Annotated in this window: 12 protein-coding genes and 3 pseudogenes; 5 read left to right on the top strand and 10 right to left on the bottom strand. The window is 69.0% G+C overall.

Going from position 1 to position 15,544, the window contains the following annotated elements:
- Positions 1-124: 124 nt before the first annotated feature.
- The 3 genes from IEZ17_RS22320 to IEZ17_RS22310 form a co-directional block, all read right to left on the bottom strand.
- Positions 125-1,699: an alpha/beta hydrolase gene (locus IEZ17_RS22320; protein ID WP_189302836.1), complete on the bottom strand. Its 1,575-nt coding sequence runs from the start codon at positions 1,697-1,699 to the stop codon at positions 125-127.
- A 210-nt stretch (positions 1,700-1,909) separates the two neighbouring features.
- Positions 1,910-2,563, bottom strand: coding sequence for a response regulator transcription factor (locus IEZ17_RS22315; protein ID WP_189302834.1), 654 nt, complete (start codon positions 2,561-2,563; stop codon positions 1,910-1,912).
- Between the two features lie 88 nt (positions 2,564-2,651).
- Positions 2,652-4,361: a sensor histidine kinase gene (locus IEZ17_RS22310; protein WP_189302942.1), complete on the bottom strand. Its 1,710-nt coding sequence runs from the start codon at positions 4,359-4,361 to the stop codon at positions 2,652-2,654.
- Positions 4,362-4,836: 475 nt separating this feature from the next.
- Here IEZ17_RS22310 and IEZ17_RS22305 point away from each other — a divergent pair, with 475 nt between their 5' ends.
- Both IEZ17_RS22305 and IEZ17_RS22300 read left to right on the top strand, forming a co-directional pair.
- Positions 4,837-5,283, top strand: coding sequence for a hypothetical protein (locus tag IEZ17_RS22305; protein WP_189302832.1), 447 nt, complete (start codon positions 4,837-4,839; stop codon positions 5,281-5,283).
- A 479-nt stretch (positions 5,284-5,762) separates the two neighbouring features.
- A complete protein-coding gene (locus IEZ17_RS22300; protein ID WP_189302831.1) occupies positions 5,763-6,194 on the top strand; it encodes a hypothetical protein in 432 nt (143 codons plus the stop codon).
- A gap of 13 nt (positions 6,195-6,207) precedes the next feature.
- Here IEZ17_RS22300 and IEZ17_RS42645 read toward each other — a convergent pair.
- A pseudogene (locus IEZ17_RS42645) lies at positions 6,208-6,543 on the bottom strand (IS5/IS1182 family transposase); the annotation flags it as partial.
- 182 nt (positions 6,544-6,725) lie between these two features.
- On the opposite strand from IEZ17_RS42645, the gene IEZ17_RS22290 reads away from it, so the two are divergent.
- Positions 6,726-7,223: a VOC family protein gene (locus IEZ17_RS22290; protein ID WP_189302827.1), complete on the top strand. Its 498-nt coding sequence runs from the start codon at positions 6,726-6,728 to the stop codon at positions 7,221-7,223.
- A 31-nt stretch (positions 7,224-7,254) separates the two neighbouring features.
- On the opposite strand, the pseudogene IEZ17_RS22285 reads toward IEZ17_RS22290, so the two are convergent.
- Positions 7,255-7,503: pseudogene (locus tag IEZ17_RS22285) on the bottom strand (transposase); the annotation flags it as partial.
- 1,035 nt (positions 7,504-8,538) lie between these two features.
- A pseudogene (locus IEZ17_RS22280) lies at positions 8,539-8,688 on the bottom strand (IS5/IS1182 family transposase); the annotation flags it as partial.
- A gap of 113 nt (positions 8,689-8,801) precedes the next feature.
- On the opposite strand from IEZ17_RS22280, the gene IEZ17_RS22275 reads away from it, so the two are divergent.
- The gene (locus IEZ17_RS22275; RefSeq protein WP_189302825.1) at positions 8,802-10,082 is read left to right on the top strand and encodes a YncE family protein; all 1,281 of its coding nucleotides are present in this window, start codon (positions 8,802-8,804) and stop codon (positions 10,080-10,082) included.
- A 1,445-nt stretch (positions 10,083-11,527) separates the two neighbouring features.
- Here IEZ17_RS22275 and IEZ17_RS22270 read toward each other — a convergent pair.
- The 3 genes from IEZ17_RS22270 to IEZ17_RS22260 all read right to left on the bottom strand — a co-directional run bounded on the left by IEZ17_RS22270 (position 11,528) and on the right by IEZ17_RS22260 (position 13,561).
- On the bottom strand, positions 11,528-11,836 hold the full coding sequence (locus tag IEZ17_RS22270; protein ID WP_189302824.1) for an SCO5918 family protein: 309 nt from the start codon (positions 11,834-11,836) through the stop codon (positions 11,528-11,530).
- Positions 11,837-11,895: 59 nt separating this feature from the next.
- Positions 11,896-12,288, bottom strand: a complete 393-nt coding sequence (locus IEZ17_RS22265; RefSeq protein ID WP_189302822.1) for a CBS domain-containing protein — start codon at positions 12,286-12,288, stop codon at positions 11,896-11,898.
- A gap of 1,069 nt (positions 12,289-13,357) precedes the next feature.
- The gene (locus IEZ17_RS22260) at positions 13,358-13,561 is read right to left on the bottom strand and encodes a cold-shock protein (protein WP_189302820.1); all 204 of its coding nucleotides are present in this window, start codon (positions 13,559-13,561) and stop codon (positions 13,358-13,360) included.
- A 684-nt stretch (positions 13,562-14,245) separates the two neighbouring features.
- Between IEZ17_RS22260 and IEZ17_RS22255 the strand changes: the two genes are divergently transcribed.
- Complete coding sequence (locus IEZ17_RS22255; protein WP_189302818.1) at positions 14,246-14,593, top strand: MerR family transcriptional regulator; 348 nt, start codon at positions 14,246-14,248, stop codon at positions 14,591-14,593.
- A gap of 340 nt (positions 14,594-14,933) precedes the next feature.
- Here the strand turns inward: IEZ17_RS22255 and IEZ17_RS22250 are convergent, their stop codons facing one another.
- Positions 14,934-15,458 carry a DUF5994 family protein gene (locus IEZ17_RS22250; RefSeq protein ID WP_189302816.1) on the bottom strand — a complete coding sequence of 175 codons (525 nt, stop codon included), beginning with the start codon at positions 15,456-15,458 and terminating at the stop codon, positions 14,934-14,936.
- Positions 15,459-15,544 lie beyond the last annotated feature (86 nt).

Below are 15,544 nucleotides of genomic sequence, written 5' to 3'. Positions count from 1 at the left end.
TCTTCCTCCCTCCCTCCCGAAACGACAACGTTGGTCCCCAAGACCACAACCAGGTCTTGAGGGCCAACGTCACGCACAGGGGCGTCGCCGGCCCGGTGCGCGGGCCCTTTGCGCTACGCCGTGGTCATGAGCAGACAGTGCCGTTCGATGGGACCTTGCCGTTCAGCAGGTGCTCGTTCACAGCCTTGGTGGCGCACTGGTTGACGCCGTACGTGCCGTGGCCCTCGCCCTTGACGGTGAGCAGCACGCCCACGTCTTTCCCGAGCTTGTCGGCCATCTTCCGGGCGCCCGCGACGGGAGTGGCCGGGTCGCCCGTGTTCCCTATGACGACGATGGGGGCAGCGCCCGGTGCCGAGACCTCGGGTGTGTCGCTCTTGCCGGTGACCGGCCAGTCAGTGCAGCTCAGCAGGCCCTTTGCGGTCAGCTCACCGAAGACCGGCGACGCCTTGCGGAACTCCGGCAGTCTGGCTCCCACGTCCTGGGGAGTGAGGCGCCGCTTGGTGTCGGCGCAGCTGATCGCGGTGTTGGCGGCCTGCATGTTGCTGTAGTGCCCGTTGTCATCACGGCCGTTGAGGGAATCGGCCATCGCCAGGAGGGTGTCGCCGCGGCCCTGCTCCGCCTCGGAAAGCGAGACCGAGAGGATCGGCCACATCTCCTTGGAGTACAGCGGCTGGACGATGCCGTTGACGGCCTCTTCCTGGGTGAGCTTGCGCCCGCTCTTGGTCGGCATCGGCTGCTTGCCGGTCTTCGACAGCAGGTCGGCGATCCGTCGGCGCCCGTCCTCGGGGCTCTGGAACGGGCAGGTGCCGGGCGTCTTCGCGCAGTCCGCCAGGTAGTTGTCCAGTGCCAGTTGGAAGCCCTTTGCCTGGCCCAGGGCCTGTTGTGTGGAATTCTCGGTCGGGTCGACCACGGCGTCCAGGACGGTGCGGCCCACGTTCTTCGGGAACAAGTGGGCGTAGACGCCGCCCAGTTCGGTTCCGTAGGAGATCCCGAAGTAGTTGAGCTTGGCGTCGCCCAGGACTTGGCGTATCAGGTCCATGTCGCGGGCGGCGCTCTCGGTATCGACGTGCGGTAGCACCTTCCCGGAGTTCTTCGCGCAGGCCGCCGCGGTCTTCTTGTTCTCCTCGGCTGTCTCGGCCAGGTTGTGGTTCCTGGCTCGCTGCTCGTCGGTCTCCTTGTCGCTCAGGCACGTCACGCCCGCGCTGTTTCCGACGCCCCGCGGGTCGAAGCTGACCAGGTCGTAACGCGAGCGTAGGGGCCGGGCAGCGTCATAGCCCGGCAGAGTGGCCACGCCCGATCCGCCCGGGCCGCCGAAGTTGAAGACCAGCGAGCCGAGCCGCTTGCCGTCGCCCTTGGCCTTGGCCTTGGCCTTGGCGCGGATCATCGCGAGGTCGATGGTGTCACCATCGGGCTTGGCGTAATCCAGGGGCGCCTTCAGGGACGCGCACTCCCATGCCGTGACGTCTGGCAGCTTGCCGGGTGCCTTGCCGTCGCCGCCCTGGGCGCTGGACGGCGCTGGGCAGGGCTGCCAGTTGAGCTTCTGGGAAGTGAGCGAGGTGGGCAGCACCGTGGCCGCCAACGCAGCGGACGTTTGGAGGCCGGTGCCATCCTTGTCGCCGCTGCAGGCGGTGGCGCCGACGGCGAGCAGCAGGGAGGCGGAGAGCAGAGAGGTGGTGCGAAAGGTGGGAAATCTAGACATGCCTGTCCCTAGTGTTGTGTGGTGTTCACGTGAACCGTCGACGGCCACGGCAAGGCGGACGCCCGGTGCCGTCGGGCAGTACCGGCTCTGCCCGCTGGCTGAATGGCCGTCAACCCAGGTCGGAGCCGTAGGCAAACGCAGTCGGCATGAAGGTCACGGGCCGGGAGCCGCCCGCGGCGGGCTCTGTGTCGACGTCATCGAGTGGTGCGGTCAGGTCCCCAGACCGGCGTCTCGTGCCAGCAGTGCGGCCTGCACCCGGTTCTCGCAGTCCAGCTTGGCCAGGATCCGGCTCACATACGTCTTGACCGTGGCCTCGCTCATATGGATCCGCTGACCGGCGTCCGCGTTGGACAGGCCCTCACCCAGCAGCGCCAGGACCTCCAGCTCGCGGCCCGTCAGCGTCTCCAGCCGACGGCGGGCCTGCTCGGCTAGGTGCGCGCTCTGGCCGGACGCCAACGAGTCCACGACATGGCGGGTGGCGCCCGGCGACAAGTACGCGTCTCCGGCCGCGGCAGCCCGTACCGCACGCATGAGTTCCGCGGGCGCCGAGTCCTTGAGCAGAAATCCCGCACTGCCCCCGGTCAGGGCGCGCAGCACGTTCTGCTGCTCCCCGAACGTCGTCAGGATCAGCACCCGCGCATCAGGGACGGTCCGATGCAGCTCGGCCAGGGCCGTCAGCCCGTCCATGACCGGCATCTGGATGTCGAGCAGCACGACATCCACGCGCCGGGTCCGGGCCAGTTCGACCGCCTCGCGGCCGTTGGCCGCCTCCGCGACGACGTCGATGTCGTCGGCGGAGGAGAGAATCATCCTGATGCCCGCCCGGATGTGCGGCTCGTCATCCGTGACGAGAACCCTGATCACGACTCTCCTGCGCGGTCTGGAGCGGTCATACCTGCGGCCACTGGATCATCCCGACCGAGCGCCCGGGACTTCTCAGCGCCGGTCCTCCTCAGTTCCTGACCTCGAAGGACTTCTTCTCGATCAACGTGCCCTCCTTGAAGCAGAACCGGAAGACCGGATCCTTGCGCCAACTGCTGCCGGACTCCGTGGAATTGAGGCTGAGGCACTTCGCCCCTTCGGGCACGGGTGGCGCACCCTTGTCCAGGTCGTCGGTCAGGAAAGAGTCCCCCTGGGGCAACTGCTTGCGGACCTCCGCCTCGGACTGGCCCACCTTCACCGCGTCGTACCGCTTCGGCTCGATCATGGCCTTGTCCGCCTCGCCCAGGAGGAGGATTCCCCCGACGACCGCGGCGATCACCAGCAGCAGGGCGATCAGTGCCGCCACCCCGCAGCCGATGGCTATGCCGCTGCTTGTCTTGCTCCTGCTCATTGCCTTGGCCAGCTCCTTCGGCAGACCGATCCCATCCATGACGGGATCACCCTCGCCCAGGGAGCCCGCCCGGGTCTGCTGCCGAAAGTCGCCTGTGGGATCGACGAACGTCGTCGCCGCGTCGCCGGGCACGGGGCTCGGGACACCGCCCTCCGGCGAGGTGTACGGCAGCACGCCCGCCAGCCGGAAGCCGCCGTCCGCCGTCGGGCCCGCGTGCACCATTCCCCCCATGAGCCGGGTCCGCTCACCGAGCCCGGTCAGCCCCTGACCGCCGCTCACCACGCTCCGGCCGGTGCCCGCGGTCTCCGGTGCGGGGCCGTTGGCGACCTCCACCACCAGCGAGTCCGGCTCATACCGCAGCTCGATGGTGATCGGGGCGCCCGGGGCGTGCTTGTGGGCGTTGGTCAGGCCCTCCTGGGCGATGCGGTACGCCGCGTGATCGGCGGTCGGGAGGAGCGGGCGCGGCTCGCCGGAGCTCCGCAGCTCCACGGCCGTACCCGCGTTCCGGGACGATTCCACCAGGCCCTCGATGCCGGCCACCCCGCGCGACGGCGCCGCGGCGTCGTCCGCCCCGCTTGCCGCGGGACTCCGGGAGGTGTCCGCAGGGTCGGGGGCCTGTGTGCCGTCCCGCAGCAGCCCCACCACCTCGCGCAGCTCGTGCATCGCGGCCACCGACGCCTCGCGCAGCACCCCCACGGCCTCCCGCTGCCGCCCGGTCAGCTCGCGGTCCACCTCCAGCGCGCCCGTGTGCACCGCGATGAGCGCCAGTTGGTGCCCGAGGCTGTCGTGCATGTCCTGCGCGATGCGCTGACGCTCCCGCATCCGGGCCTGTCCGGCGATCATCGCGCGCTCGCGCAGCAACTGGGCGTTGTACTCCCGGAGCGTGTCGGTCAGCGTACGGCGCTGCGACCAGTAGCGGCCGGCGAGGCCGGGCACGATGATCGCGACCAGCAGCCACAGGGTGCCGAAGACCAAGTGCGCCAGTGAGAAGTGTGGCAGTTCCTGCATGACTTCCAGGCCGAGGGTGAGGACGTACACCAGGCCAAAGGTGCCAACTGCTTTGCCGACCCCGTCGATCCGCCGCCCCGCTGACCAGGCGGCGACGAGGACCAGCAAGGTGAGACCGTCGAACGGGACGGAACCGGCGGCGGTCACCAGCAGCACGGTCGCGGGCAGCGCCCGGCGCAGAGGTGACAGCAGTCCGGCCGCCAGCCCGACGGCCACGATCTGGACCATGCCGCTGTGGCCCAGGGCCTCGACACCTGCTCCCAGCAGCCCGAACACCACGCTCAGCAGCGATTCGCCCACGATGCGCCGGGGCGGCCACATCCCGGGGGCGAAGAGAGCCCTGCCCGGGGCGGCCAGCCGCCGGGGCGCCGAACGCAGCCTCGCCGCCAACGCCGGGCGAGCCGATGCAGCAGGGGCCGTAGATTCCACACGATTCACGCGACCACGTTAAGGCTGCCCAGCCGGACACCGCACCGGCCATTGGTCGCGGCGGCCGACGACGAAAGTCGCACCTGGCGCAGCGCGGGGCACAGCGGCAGGGCCGGTTTGTGGCGTTGCGGTATTCGTGATGATCCGTAGCAGCAGCTCGTGCATTCGGGCCTGGTCGGCGGAGCTGACTCCGCGGACCGTGCTGGCGGGTTGGTAGCAGCCGCTCCTTCGGCGAGGGCTCACGCAGGCGGCCGAACGCTCAAGCGTGAGCCTCGCCCTGTCGCACGGTGAGGGCCACGCCTAGCACGGCCATTGCAGCGGCGCTGCGCCGTGCGCACCTCAGGTGCAGGTGAGGGTGAACGGCGGAATGGCTCCGCTGTTAACGGTGGTGTTGCACGTGTGGGTGCCGCCCGATGAACTTGTGGTAGTTGTGGTGCCGCTTCCGGTGATGACCGGAGGTGGGCCGGCGCTGATGGAGCCGGAGCCGATGGTGGTGAACGAACCACTGAGCGAGCTGGCAGCGCCGCTGCCGGAGCAGGTGCCGGTAGCCGACAGCGTGGTACCGGAAACGCCAAAGGTCCCAGTGCACGAGGCGCTGCCAACTCCTGGGACGGTGATCACACCACTGCTGCACGTGATGCTGCCATCGGCATTCTGGGTGCACGGACCGGGAAGGGCCGGTGCACTCGCGGGGGCTGCCGAAGCCTGTGGAGCAAAGCCCATCGCCGATGCGAAGACGCTGATCATCAGGGCTGCCAGAGGCGCCCTCACGTGCCGTAGCCGACGCACATCAACCTCCTTAGCGGAGCGGTGAAATTCCCGCTGCCAGGATTGTGGGCGGACCGCCTACATCCGGCCAGATAGGTGAGGGGAGCGCGTAGCGTGCGGGCCTGGCGCACAACAGCGCCGACGCCACTGGAGCCCGCGTCCAGCGCCGCGACGCAGGCCGATCTGGTGGCAGTGGCGGATGGCGCGTAGTGCCGGCGAAGGCGGCAGCATCGCCTGCTCGTGCATGATGAATGGCGGCGTGGGGAGAGAGAAGGCTTCCGGTGAGGGACCAGACTCCTGCGGAGCCCTGGGAGCGGCAGAACGGTGAGTCTTCCCAGGCGTTAGAGGCGTTCGCCGTATACCGCGATCTCGGCCCTGCGCGGAGTGTCACGAAGGTGGCACAGGAGTTGCATAAATCCCGGACGCTGCTGGGCCGGTGGTCGCGGCAGTACGCGTGGGTGATGCGGGCGACGGCGTACGACCGGGAACAGGATCGTGTGTTCCTCGCGGAGCGGCAGGCCCGGCGTGACATTCCCGATCTCGATGTTCGACGACGCCGGCAAACAGCGAGTGCGCACGCAGTTCCGCCGACTCGGCCCGCTGATGCGGCTCGCTGCACTCCTGGGCCACTCCGCCCGCATGACGCCGGCTCAGGCCGCCGACCTGGTCATCGAACTGGATGAGGTCAACGGCACCCTCGACGCGGACTTCACGACGCTGAACTGCCCCGCGACGTTCGTTCTCGGCACCGGCGGCCACTCCGGCGCTTCGGCCCAGGAGATGGCCACGCTGCGCGCCTCCGCGGCCAGGGCCGAGCAGGCCGGACGCTACGTGTCGACCTTCACGACGGCGCCCGCCGACCACGTCCGGATCCTCGCTCAGTCGCCGGACCTCATCGCCTCCGCCATCGCAAGCGTCGCCGAGCAGACGGCGACCACAGGACGTCTTTGCACATGATGCCTGGAGCTCCTTAACGCAACACGGTTCGCAGGCGTCGCCGGCAGATCAGCGAGCAGGCGAGCTTGAGGAACGCCTCGTGGATGTCGTCGCGGACCTCCCAACGGATGCGCAGGCGGCCGAACCAGTGCGGGAGCGCAATGGTCTGCTCTACGACCCACCGCTCGGTTCCCAGGCCGGAGCCGTGGGCCGTGCCCCGCCGGCCGATGACCGGCTTGACGCCCTTCGCCCAGACCTGGCGGCGGTAGCAGTCGTGGTCGTAGCCGCGGTCGGCATGGATCTCCTTCGGTCGCCGGCGGGGCCGGCCGCGTTTGCCGAGGACGGGCGGAATGGCCGCTGGAAGATCAAGTCCTATGTCTGGCTGGCCCGTCTGGCGAGATCCGGCTTGTGAGCGGTGCGCTCGTCCCGCGCGACTCTGGTGCGGTTACGTGCGTCGTCATCCATCGGGCGCCTTCTAGGGCACGAATTGACCTAGATCGGAACTAGCGTCATCACCGACGTTGAGGCACTCGCACCCCAGGAGGTAGCCAGATGTCCGTCAAGCCTGTTCCCCAGGGCTATAACACCGTGACGCCGTGGATCATCTCTCGCGACACGGTGCAGCTCATCGACTTCATGAAGAGGGCGTTCGACGCGGAGGAGCTCGCGTTCCTGGCCGGCAAGGACGGAAGCATCGAGCATGCAGAGGTGCGGATCGGTGACTCGGTGGCGATGATGTTCGACGCGCGGCCGGAGCGGCCGCCGACCCCCGGCTTTCTCCGCCTCTACGTCGAGGACGCCGACGCCGTGCACCGGCAGGCTGTCGCGGCCGGCGGCACGTCAGTCACCGAGGTCACCCATCTGTTCTTCGGCGACCGGGTCGGGCGGGTGCGCGACCCGCTGGGCAACCTGTACTGGATCCAGACCCGCGTGGAGGACCTGAGTCCGCAGGAGATGGAACTTCGCCTCGGCGACCCGGAGTTCACCAAAGCGATGGAGTACGTCCAAAGCGCCGACTTCTTCCCAGGCCGAGCCTCTGACCTCGACTGAGCAGCCACCGCGCTGCCTGCCGCCCCGGGATCGCGTTGTTCCAGTCCCGCAGCCGGCGCCAGCACGTCATGCCCGAGCCGAATCCGAGCTCGCTGGGCAGCCATTCCCACTGGATGCCGGTGTAGAGGACGAACAGGATGCCGCACAGCACCTTCCGGTCCTCCATCACCCTCCTCCGGCCCGGTTGTCGATGTCCGCGCGGCGGGGTTGGCAGCAGCGGTTCGATTCTCGACCACAACTCGCCGTCAACCAGCCAGGGTTGAGGATTGTGCTTGCTCACACCCAAGCAACCGCCGAACTCATCCGGAGGTAACGGCTACCCGAGTTGCGTTAGGAGTTCTTATGGGGCCTGCGCGGCGTGGGCGGGTGCAGCCGCCGGAGGCCGCGGCTCAACAGGAGCTCCTCGCCGCGACGGCAGTCGAGCCCGAAGTCCTCACCGCAGAGCAGATCGGCCACATGGTCTCGGAGCCCGGCGTAATGACCGACACGCTCCTCGCCGCCGCCCCCGAACGCAAGCGCCCTCTGCACGAACAGTTCGGACTCACACTGACCCTCGACATGCGAAAGAGGGTTGTGACTGTGGAGTCACAACCCTCTCAACCATGTACGTACGGTCTGTGTCCGAGGTCCGAGGTCCGAGTTGAACCATACGCACACGCCGGTGATGCGAGGTGAGCTACAGCTGGCGCAGTCCCGCACGAACGACACACATCTACCGCAACGCCGCGTAGGAAGCTCCGCCCCGTTTCTGCAAGCTACTACTCCGCAGGCGCCCGGTAAATCACTCGTCCGACTGGGCACTCGCGTCTGATGCGGGCGAGCCGCGCCCGAGGCTCCGTCAGCCAGCCGTGGCTGGACATGTCGGCGTCGGTTGAATCCACGAAGACTCACCGGACAGGCCCCAGCCAGGTGTGGTGTCCGCTGGACCAGAGCGGTGCCGGGCAACCCTTGCGGGCGGTCGAACGTCATCGACGATGACCTGCGTCAACGTGTCCGCCACCGGCACGAGGCGCGTGCCGCGCCGTCACCGCCGGTTGGAGACCCGACCCCGCAAGGAGCCCGCCGTGTTCCCTCCCCGGTCCCTGCGCCGGTGGGCCCCTGTCTTGGCCGCGGCCGGTGCGCTCCTCCTGTCGGCGGCGCCGGGAGCAGCCGCGGCCAGAGGTCCTCACCTGTCGTATACCGGCGCCGGGCCCGGGGCCAGGATCGAGGTGAACGGGCCGGTCGCGTTCGACGTCGCCGGGATGCGCGCCGGAACGGACGAGGTGACCGTCACTTCGCCGGCCCTCGTCGAACCTAGAGCGCCCGGCAGTAGGCGTCATTCCAGGCGCCTGGTGGTTGGGCGGCCGTCCCAGCGGTAGCGCGGGGCCGCACGGCGGATGAGCATACGCAGTGTGACGATCGCAGCGGACAGGTAGAGGTAGAAGCCCACGGCCCGGCTGCGCTTCTCGGTGCAGCGCCGTAGCTTGTCACGGGGCGAAGGGCCTTCGGAACGGGTGATGGCCTCTGCTTTCCACAGAGAATCCACAAGGTTTTCTGCCACCATCGCCGTAGTTTCCAAGGTGAGAAAGGGGAAGCGTGATGGACTTCTCAGGAAAACGGCTGTGGTCGTTGGCGCTGGCGCTGACCGTGGGACTGGCCGCGTCGGCATGCGCGGGGAAGGGCAGTGCCCCAAGTAGCCGTACCAGCTCGTCGGCGCTCTCCGCAGCAGCCCTCCCGCCGGCCGCGTCCGCATCCGAGCCCTCGTGTCAGTCCTCGGCCGCACCAGCGCAGTCGCAGCTGGGCGGTGTCCACACCGCGAGTCTGACCGTCCCGCCCCGGCCCTTCGGACTGGTCTACGCCCGGACGGGCCACATCGCCTTCGCCGCGTTGAAGACGGAACTCGGGGTGCTGTCCACAGACAGCACCCAGCCCCGGCTCCTACACAAGATTCCGCTCCCGGCCGCCAGCGTGGGGAAGGAAGGCGCCACCGGCGTCGCCCTCACCCATGACGGACGCGAACTGCTCATCGCCGCGGGCAGCGGAGCGATCGTGGTGGACGCGGCCAAGGCTGCGGCAGGAACACCGGGGGCCGTGCTGGGAACGCTCACCGGCACGGCCGGGACCAGCGCGATCGAGGTGACCGTCTCACCCGATGACCACTACGCCTTCGTCAGCCAGGAATACGGAGACGCCGGCACCGGCCACCGCGGCGACATCGAGGTCTTCGACCTGCGCAAGGCACTTCGCGGTGGATTCGGCCAAAGCTCCCTCATCGGCAGCCTGACCCTGGGCCAAGCCGTGGTCGGCACCGCCATCTCCCCCAACGGACGCTGGCTGTACGCGACCAGTGAGATCGCCCCGAGCCAGAAACCGACAGCAGGCGCCAAGCACGGCGAGCTCAGCGTCATCGACCTCGCCACCCTGGAAGCGACTCCGGAAAAGGCCCTGCGTGGCAGCGTCCTGGCCGGATGCAACCCGGTACGGGTAGCCCCCTCACCGGACGGGAAGACGGTATGGGTCACAGCCCGCAAGAGCAACGCCCTGCTCGCCTTCGACGCCGCAAAACTCACCACCGACCCCCAGCACGCCCTGCTGACCTCCGTTCAGGTCGGCACCGCCCCCGTCGGACTGACCTTCGTACGAGGCGGCAGCCGCATCATCACCGCCGACACCAACCGATTCCACACCCCAGGCGCCACCACCGGACTGACCGTGGTCGACACCCGGGCCGCCCTCACCGGCAAACCAGCCAACCTCGGACGCATCCAAACCGGCGCCTTCCCCCGGGAGTTCGCCCTCAGCCCCGACGGAAAGACCCTGCTCGTCTCGGACCACGACTCAAACCAGATCCAAGCGATCGACACCACCACGCTGCCATAGGAGCGCCCGGCAGCAGGCTCACTGGGTGGCCTGGACCACCGCTTGGGGTTGACCACGGCCTTCCGATTTCACGGTCCGCGCACCGGAGAGACCAAGACGATCAAGCGCGACCCCGGCCAAGGGGTGTCACACCACCCGGCGCTCCGGCACTGGCGCGTCCTCGGGGCGGACGAAGCCGGAACCGGAGCCATTGCCCGCTTACAGGTGACCTGCGGCAACACAGGACGTGACTCATCGGTGCGGATGCCCGCGGGGAGACGAGCTCACTTCTTCCGGCGCCGGGCGACGATGGTCTCCATCACGCTCACACCCCTGCTGCCTGGCACGGAAGGCCGCTCGGCGTCCCGGGGAGTTCGGGAGAGGTTGTCAGCGGTCCGCCTTCGGACTCCTGCTCTTCTTCCGGGGTGCGGCCCGTCGTCAACTCGGTCGTCTCACCAGGCCTTTGGTTCCGGGTCGAGGGCCACTGGCACGGCACCTCGCTGTGAGGGCAGGCTCGCCTCTTCCGGTCACCACGCGTCATCGTTCGCTCTCGTGATGAAGGCGCCGGAGACGTGGCCCCAGCGGCAGGGCGCCTGCTCCTCGTCGAAGCCGCACAGCGGCGACGCGAGGTCGGCCACCAGGACAACCGCATGCGGTCACCAGACGTGCCACCGGCCTTCGAGGCACGTGGCCGGAAGGGAGAGCCCCTCGACGCCGCGACACCGATCGTGAGGCCAGGAGGTGTCTCCACCATGGGGCCGCAAGCACGGTGCTCGCCCAACCCCGCTCCGGTCGAGGCAGTGTTGGGCGAGACGGCCCCGAACGTCGCCGGCCCCCTTCCATGGGCGTTGGCGCGATCGGGCAACGGCGGATCGGCGCTGCCCGGCCGGGGTCTCGGCTCGCCAGTACTTCGTTTGAGCCGGGCTCGCGAGCTGTGACTGTCTTGTGGTGCTGGTTGGTGACTCGGCAGCAGGGCGTCGAGGGCTTGGCAGGAGGTCAGGCCGGCGTTGTTGCTCTCGGGTCCAGGCGGCGGAGGATGAGGAAGGCGTGGGCGGTGGTGAGGCTGAACCGGACACCGCGTGATGCTCGGCTGCTCCCCCAACGCGCCACAGCACGAAAACCGAGGTGCTCATCGAGGCCGCGCCACCGAGTCTGCACCCGGCGCACGCGAAGGTCCGCCGCGAGGAGCACCGGGTAGGCAGTGGCGCCGAACAGCGCGACGTAGCAGGTGGCTTACGCATACCCGCGTGCCTTCTCGGTGGCGTGGGTGCTCGTGCGCTGCTGGTAAGCCCCTGATCAGCAGCGCACAGCTCGAAGCCTGCCTACGGCCTGCGGACGCGACAACGAAGGGCGAAGCCGGCACACCACTCACCACGCCCACCCGGCGCCTGGACTGAGGTGATGTGAGCCGTTCCGACCGCTGCGTCGGTCGCTGTGGGCGGCTTCGGCCGACGACGCCGACCTGGTCAGGCCCGGGGCTGGTCTTCCGACGGGGCCGACGCCGCCTCCAGCGGTGTGACGGGCGTCAGGGGCACGAGCGCGCCGGCCGGGCTGCACTCGAAGCCGAGACGGCCCAGGGCTCGGGTCACCTCGCCCGCGGTGAAGTCCCGGCGATCCTGTCCGGTGATGATCTCCCCGACCTGCTTGACCGGGTAGTGGCGGCGGCCGATGAGCACGGACTCACCGGTGAGGGGTTCGGGCCTGATGCCCTTCATCGCATCCTGCACCTCGGCCTTGAACAGGTCGAAGGGGAAGCGGGCGATGACACAGCGCATGGTGCCTCTACAGGGTCGATGAGAAGCCGGACGGATCGCCGGCCCGGGCGGGAGAGGGGTCAGGGGGTGAGGACGAGGATGCCCAGGGCGTGTCCGTCCTCATCGATCACGGGTGAGGCGGGCAACGCGCGCCGGCGCATGGCACGTTCCGCGTCGCGCACCGGCATCGCGGGCGAAATGAACGGCCCACGGTCGTAGACGATGTCCCGCAACCGGGTCTCCTCGGTGTACCAGGAGCCGTGCTGGTGGGCTGACATCTGGGAACGGGTGACCAGGCCCGTACAGCGCCCGTCCTCGCCACGGACGAGGAGATGGTCGGCGCGTGCGCCGTCGAGGACGGCCAGGGCCACGTCGACGATCATGTCGTCGCCGACCTGTGGTCCCGGCGACGCCATCGCATCGCCGACCGCCCTTCCGAATCGGCCCATCGGCAAACGGATCTGACGCAGCATCAACGATTCCTTCCGTGCGGTCGTGGGCCGGCGAGGCGCGAGTGGCCGCTCGGACCGGGCCCTACCGGGCGCGCCCGGTAGGGCTGATCGGCCGCGGCTCGTGGGGAGCCTGCGGAACGTCGGGCCTGGGCGGAGCGGCTGCGGCGGCCGCCGTGGCGGAGCCGCTGTGTTCGGCGTGCTCGACGGCCGGGACGGTGATGGTGACGGGGAATTCCGGAGGGAGCCTGAGCGCCGGTGACGCGGCTCGGTGCGGCCTCGCCGGAGCGGACCTGGGTGGACTGCGGAGCGATGCCGGCGTCGGTCGCAGGCGGTCCATGTCACGGCACTGCTGGGGCAGGGCCGGGTTGACGCCGCTGCCGGACTCGCCAGCTCGGGCGGCACGGCCGCCGCGGTGCAGGCAGTCCGGCGGCGCGCCCACGGCTCGGCACATAGCGTCCGACCGGCGAGCTGGGCAGTGTGGCGGCCCGGATCGGGAACGGAACCGACACCCCTTCCGCGGTCGGCGACGCCAGCAGCGCGGGTGGCACGTCCGGTTCCGCGAAGGTCTCGGCCGGGGGCCGGGCAGGGGTGTGCGTGACGGGCAGGGCGAAACCTCCCGGCCGTGCGGCGGGACGGCGCCTGTAGCCAACGGAGCGGCGCGACGGTTGCGAACGGTAGTCGCGACGACCGGAGCCGGTGGGGCGGGCGCGGGCCGAGTGGTCCTTCGAGCGTGCTGAGCGGTTCATGGAGAACCTCCCTCGATGCGGTACGCCGAGGAATTCCCGGCGGCAGGGCGCCGCACACAATGAATCGCAACGAGCAGACGAAAAAGATGAAACGAAGCGGGGCGGAAATATATCGGCCCGGCGGGTGGAAGCGAGCCGGCAACGCCGCAATGAAGCGCGATGGAATTTCCGGCTCACGGAGCCGGGGGAACTGCCACCCTGCCGCGCCATAGGGGCGGCGGTCGGCTCATGCAGCCCCGCGCCGCTTGCGTTCTTCCGTCATGGCGCGCAACGGAAGAACGCAGGACCACCGAACCGGGGCCCGCACCCAACGTGCGGGCCCCGGATACGGTGTACGCGCAGTGTCAGGCGGGAACGATGTTCTCTGCCTGCGGGCCCTTCTGGCCCTGCGTGACGTTGAAGTTCACCTTCTGGCCTTCCTGCAGCTCGCGGAATCCCTGGGCGGCGATGTTCGAGTGGTGGGCGAAGACGTCAGCGCCGCCACCGTCCTGCTCGATGAAGCCGAAACCCTTTTCCGCGTTGAACCACTTCACGATGCCAGTAGCCATGTCATATCTCCTTCGGGGCAGTGCCCGGAGCCCACACGACGCGAACCCCGTGTCGCCGCGATGATCACCCCGCCGGAAATACTCCGGAAAATAGAAAAGTGCCCGCACCGCGTACGACGGTGAGTGCGCTTGATGCCCTCGGGAACCACAACTGCAACTGGAAAGGACCCTAGCACGGCACTGGCGACCATACACAGTGAATGAGTCCCGGCATTTTCGAGGGCATAATAAACCTACCGCGCCGGCGGCCATTTCTGTCGTTGTGGCATCAGATATTCGACGGCGACGCCCGTCGCTATTCGACCGGAAAGCCCGACTGTCTCGGCCGCCGTCCGGGCGGAATCACACTGCTCCAGCCGCCCGGCGCGGTGCGCCCCGGGCGCCGGCGGCACGCGAGGCCCCCGCCCGTGCCGGCAGAGCAGTGTGATTCCGTTACTGCAGCCGAGGGAAATCTGTCGTAGCCACGGTAGACATTCATGATTCATTGGGTTAGCTTTTATTGACCACGGTCACGCAGCTGCCATTCCCGCATCCCCGCCCTATCGGGCACACGTGCGGAAGCACACGTGCGGAATCAGAACGCCGGCGCCCGGCACCGGTGGATGGTGCCGAAATCCCTCGGGGCTCGACTCTTGGTGCCGTACGACGCCAAGAGCCCCTCGACGCGGCCTACGAAGAGGTTCGATGACCCGAAAGACCCCCTCGCGCGCCACCGACAAATTCGATGACGACGACTACCCCGCCTACACCATGGGCCGGGCCGCGGAGATGATCGGCACCACGCCTGCTTTCCTGCGGGCCGTCGGTGAGGCCCGCCTCATCGCCCCCTTGCGCTCCGAAGGCGGCCATCGACGCTATTCCCGCTACCAGCTGCGCATCGCGGCCCGCGCCCGCGAACTCGTCGACCAGTGCATCCCCATCGAGGCCGCCTGCCGCATCGTCCTCCTTGAGGACGAGCTCGAGGAGAGCCGGCGACTCAACGAGGAACTGCGCCGGACCGCTGCCGACCCGAGTCGGCCCCCGGGTCCTTGACGCATATCGTCGACCGACCGCCTCCCCACGCTCGGCCCTCACGACCCAGGGATGGGCGACGCACCGCTCACACCGCCCCCCATCGGTCACCGACAGATCGCGATCCGCCTCACCGGTCGTTCTTCACCGACCCTGACCACGACCACCAACTCCCTCACGGCCGGGTGCGGACCCGATAGGCCATGCCCGTCATCCGCCCGACTCGGTGGCCACAGTTGGGCAGTTGACCTCGTCGACGAACGGGGATTCCACTCAGCGGCCCCGCCCACGCGCTGGACTTTGGACAAGCGGCCGTCCGGATTCACCTTCCGCAACTTCGGGCCCGGCGAGCCCGCCTTCCTCACGGTTCGCCGCGTTCACGGCCCGGCTTCGGCTCCTCCACGGGGGCGGGGTGTGCTCGCCGGATTCCGGTGTCGATGAGGATCTGCTCGGCCTGGGTGACGTTGCCGGCCTGGACGGCCTTGGCCATCGCGGTACGGGCTGCTTCGGACGTCGCATGCGGCGGAACCACCAGCAGGGAGAAGTGGTCCTGGTCGCCTCGGGTGATGAGGATGGTGTCGTCGCCGACCGGGAAGGAGTCGATGTGCACGACCTGGTCGTCGATGATCAGCCGGGTCGGCAGTTCCTCCCAGGCGCCGGCGTCGAGGCCGACGCGCAGGATGGGGCCGAGGTGGTCGGTCAGCGCGGCGATCAGACTGGGGAGCTCGGCGCCGATGTCGCGGGAACGCGGCCACCACGCGCCGTCGAGAACCTGCTCGCGGGTCTGCGTGGTCACGAGCCTCAAGAGGGCCGTCCCGGGCCTGAGGGCGTGATGGACCGCGTCCGGCAGAAGCTGCGGGACGCGAGGAGCGTCGGAGTCGGCCATGTCTGTTCGCTCGCCTTCCGGGCGGTGCGTCCGCCCGGCGGGGTGACCTCGTCACTTCACCGTACTCCGGGTCCCGGGGCACGGGC

Origin of the sequence: Streptomyces albospinus, assembly GCF_014648695.1 — a bacterium.
GTDB lineage: Bacteria > Actinomycetota > Actinomycetes > Streptomycetales > Streptomycetaceae > Streptomyces > Streptomyces albospinus.
Note: the sequence above shows the minus strand (reverse complement) of the source record. Positions and strands in the feature narration are given on the sequence as shown.

Coding starts and splice junctions, on each gene's coding strand:
- IEZ17_RS22305 (WP_189302832.1), top strand. CDS start 4,837: ATGGCTCCGCTGTTAACGGTGGTGTTGCACGTGTGGGTGCCGCCCGAT.
- IEZ17_RS22290 (WP_189302827.1), top strand. CDS start 6,726: ATGTCCGTCAAGCCTGTTCCCCAGGGCTATAACACCGTGACGCCGTGG.
- IEZ17_RS22320 (WP_189302836.1), bottom strand. CDS start 1,699: ATGTCTAGATTTCCCACCTTTCGCACCACCTCTCTGCTCTCCGCCTCC.
- IEZ17_RS22275 (WP_189302825.1), top strand. CDS start 8,802: ATGGACTTCTCAGGAAAACGGCTGTGGTCGTTGGCGCTGGCGCTGACC.
- IEZ17_RS22260 (WP_189302820.1), bottom strand. CDS start 13,561: ATGGCTACTGGCATCGTGAAGTGGTTCAACGCGGAAAAGGGTTTCGGC.
- IEZ17_RS22255 (WP_189302818.1), top strand. CDS start 14,246: ATGACCCGAAAGACCCCCTCGCGCGCCACCGACAAATTCGATGACGAC.
- IEZ17_RS22250 (WP_189302816.1), bottom strand. CDS start 15,458: ATGGCCGACTCCGACGCTCCTCGCGTCCCGCAGCTTCTGCCGGACGCG.
- IEZ17_RS22265 (WP_189302822.1), bottom strand. CDS start 12,288: ATGCTGCGTCAGATCCGTTTGCCGATGGGCCGATTCGGAAGGGCGGTC.
- IEZ17_RS22270 (WP_189302824.1), bottom strand. CDS start 11,836: ATGCGCTGTGTCATCGCCCGCTTCCCCTTCGACCTGTTCAAGGCCGAG.
- IEZ17_RS22310 (WP_189302942.1), bottom strand. CDS start 4,361: ATGTGGCCGCCCCGGCGCATCGTGGGCGAATCGCTGCTGAGCGTGGTG.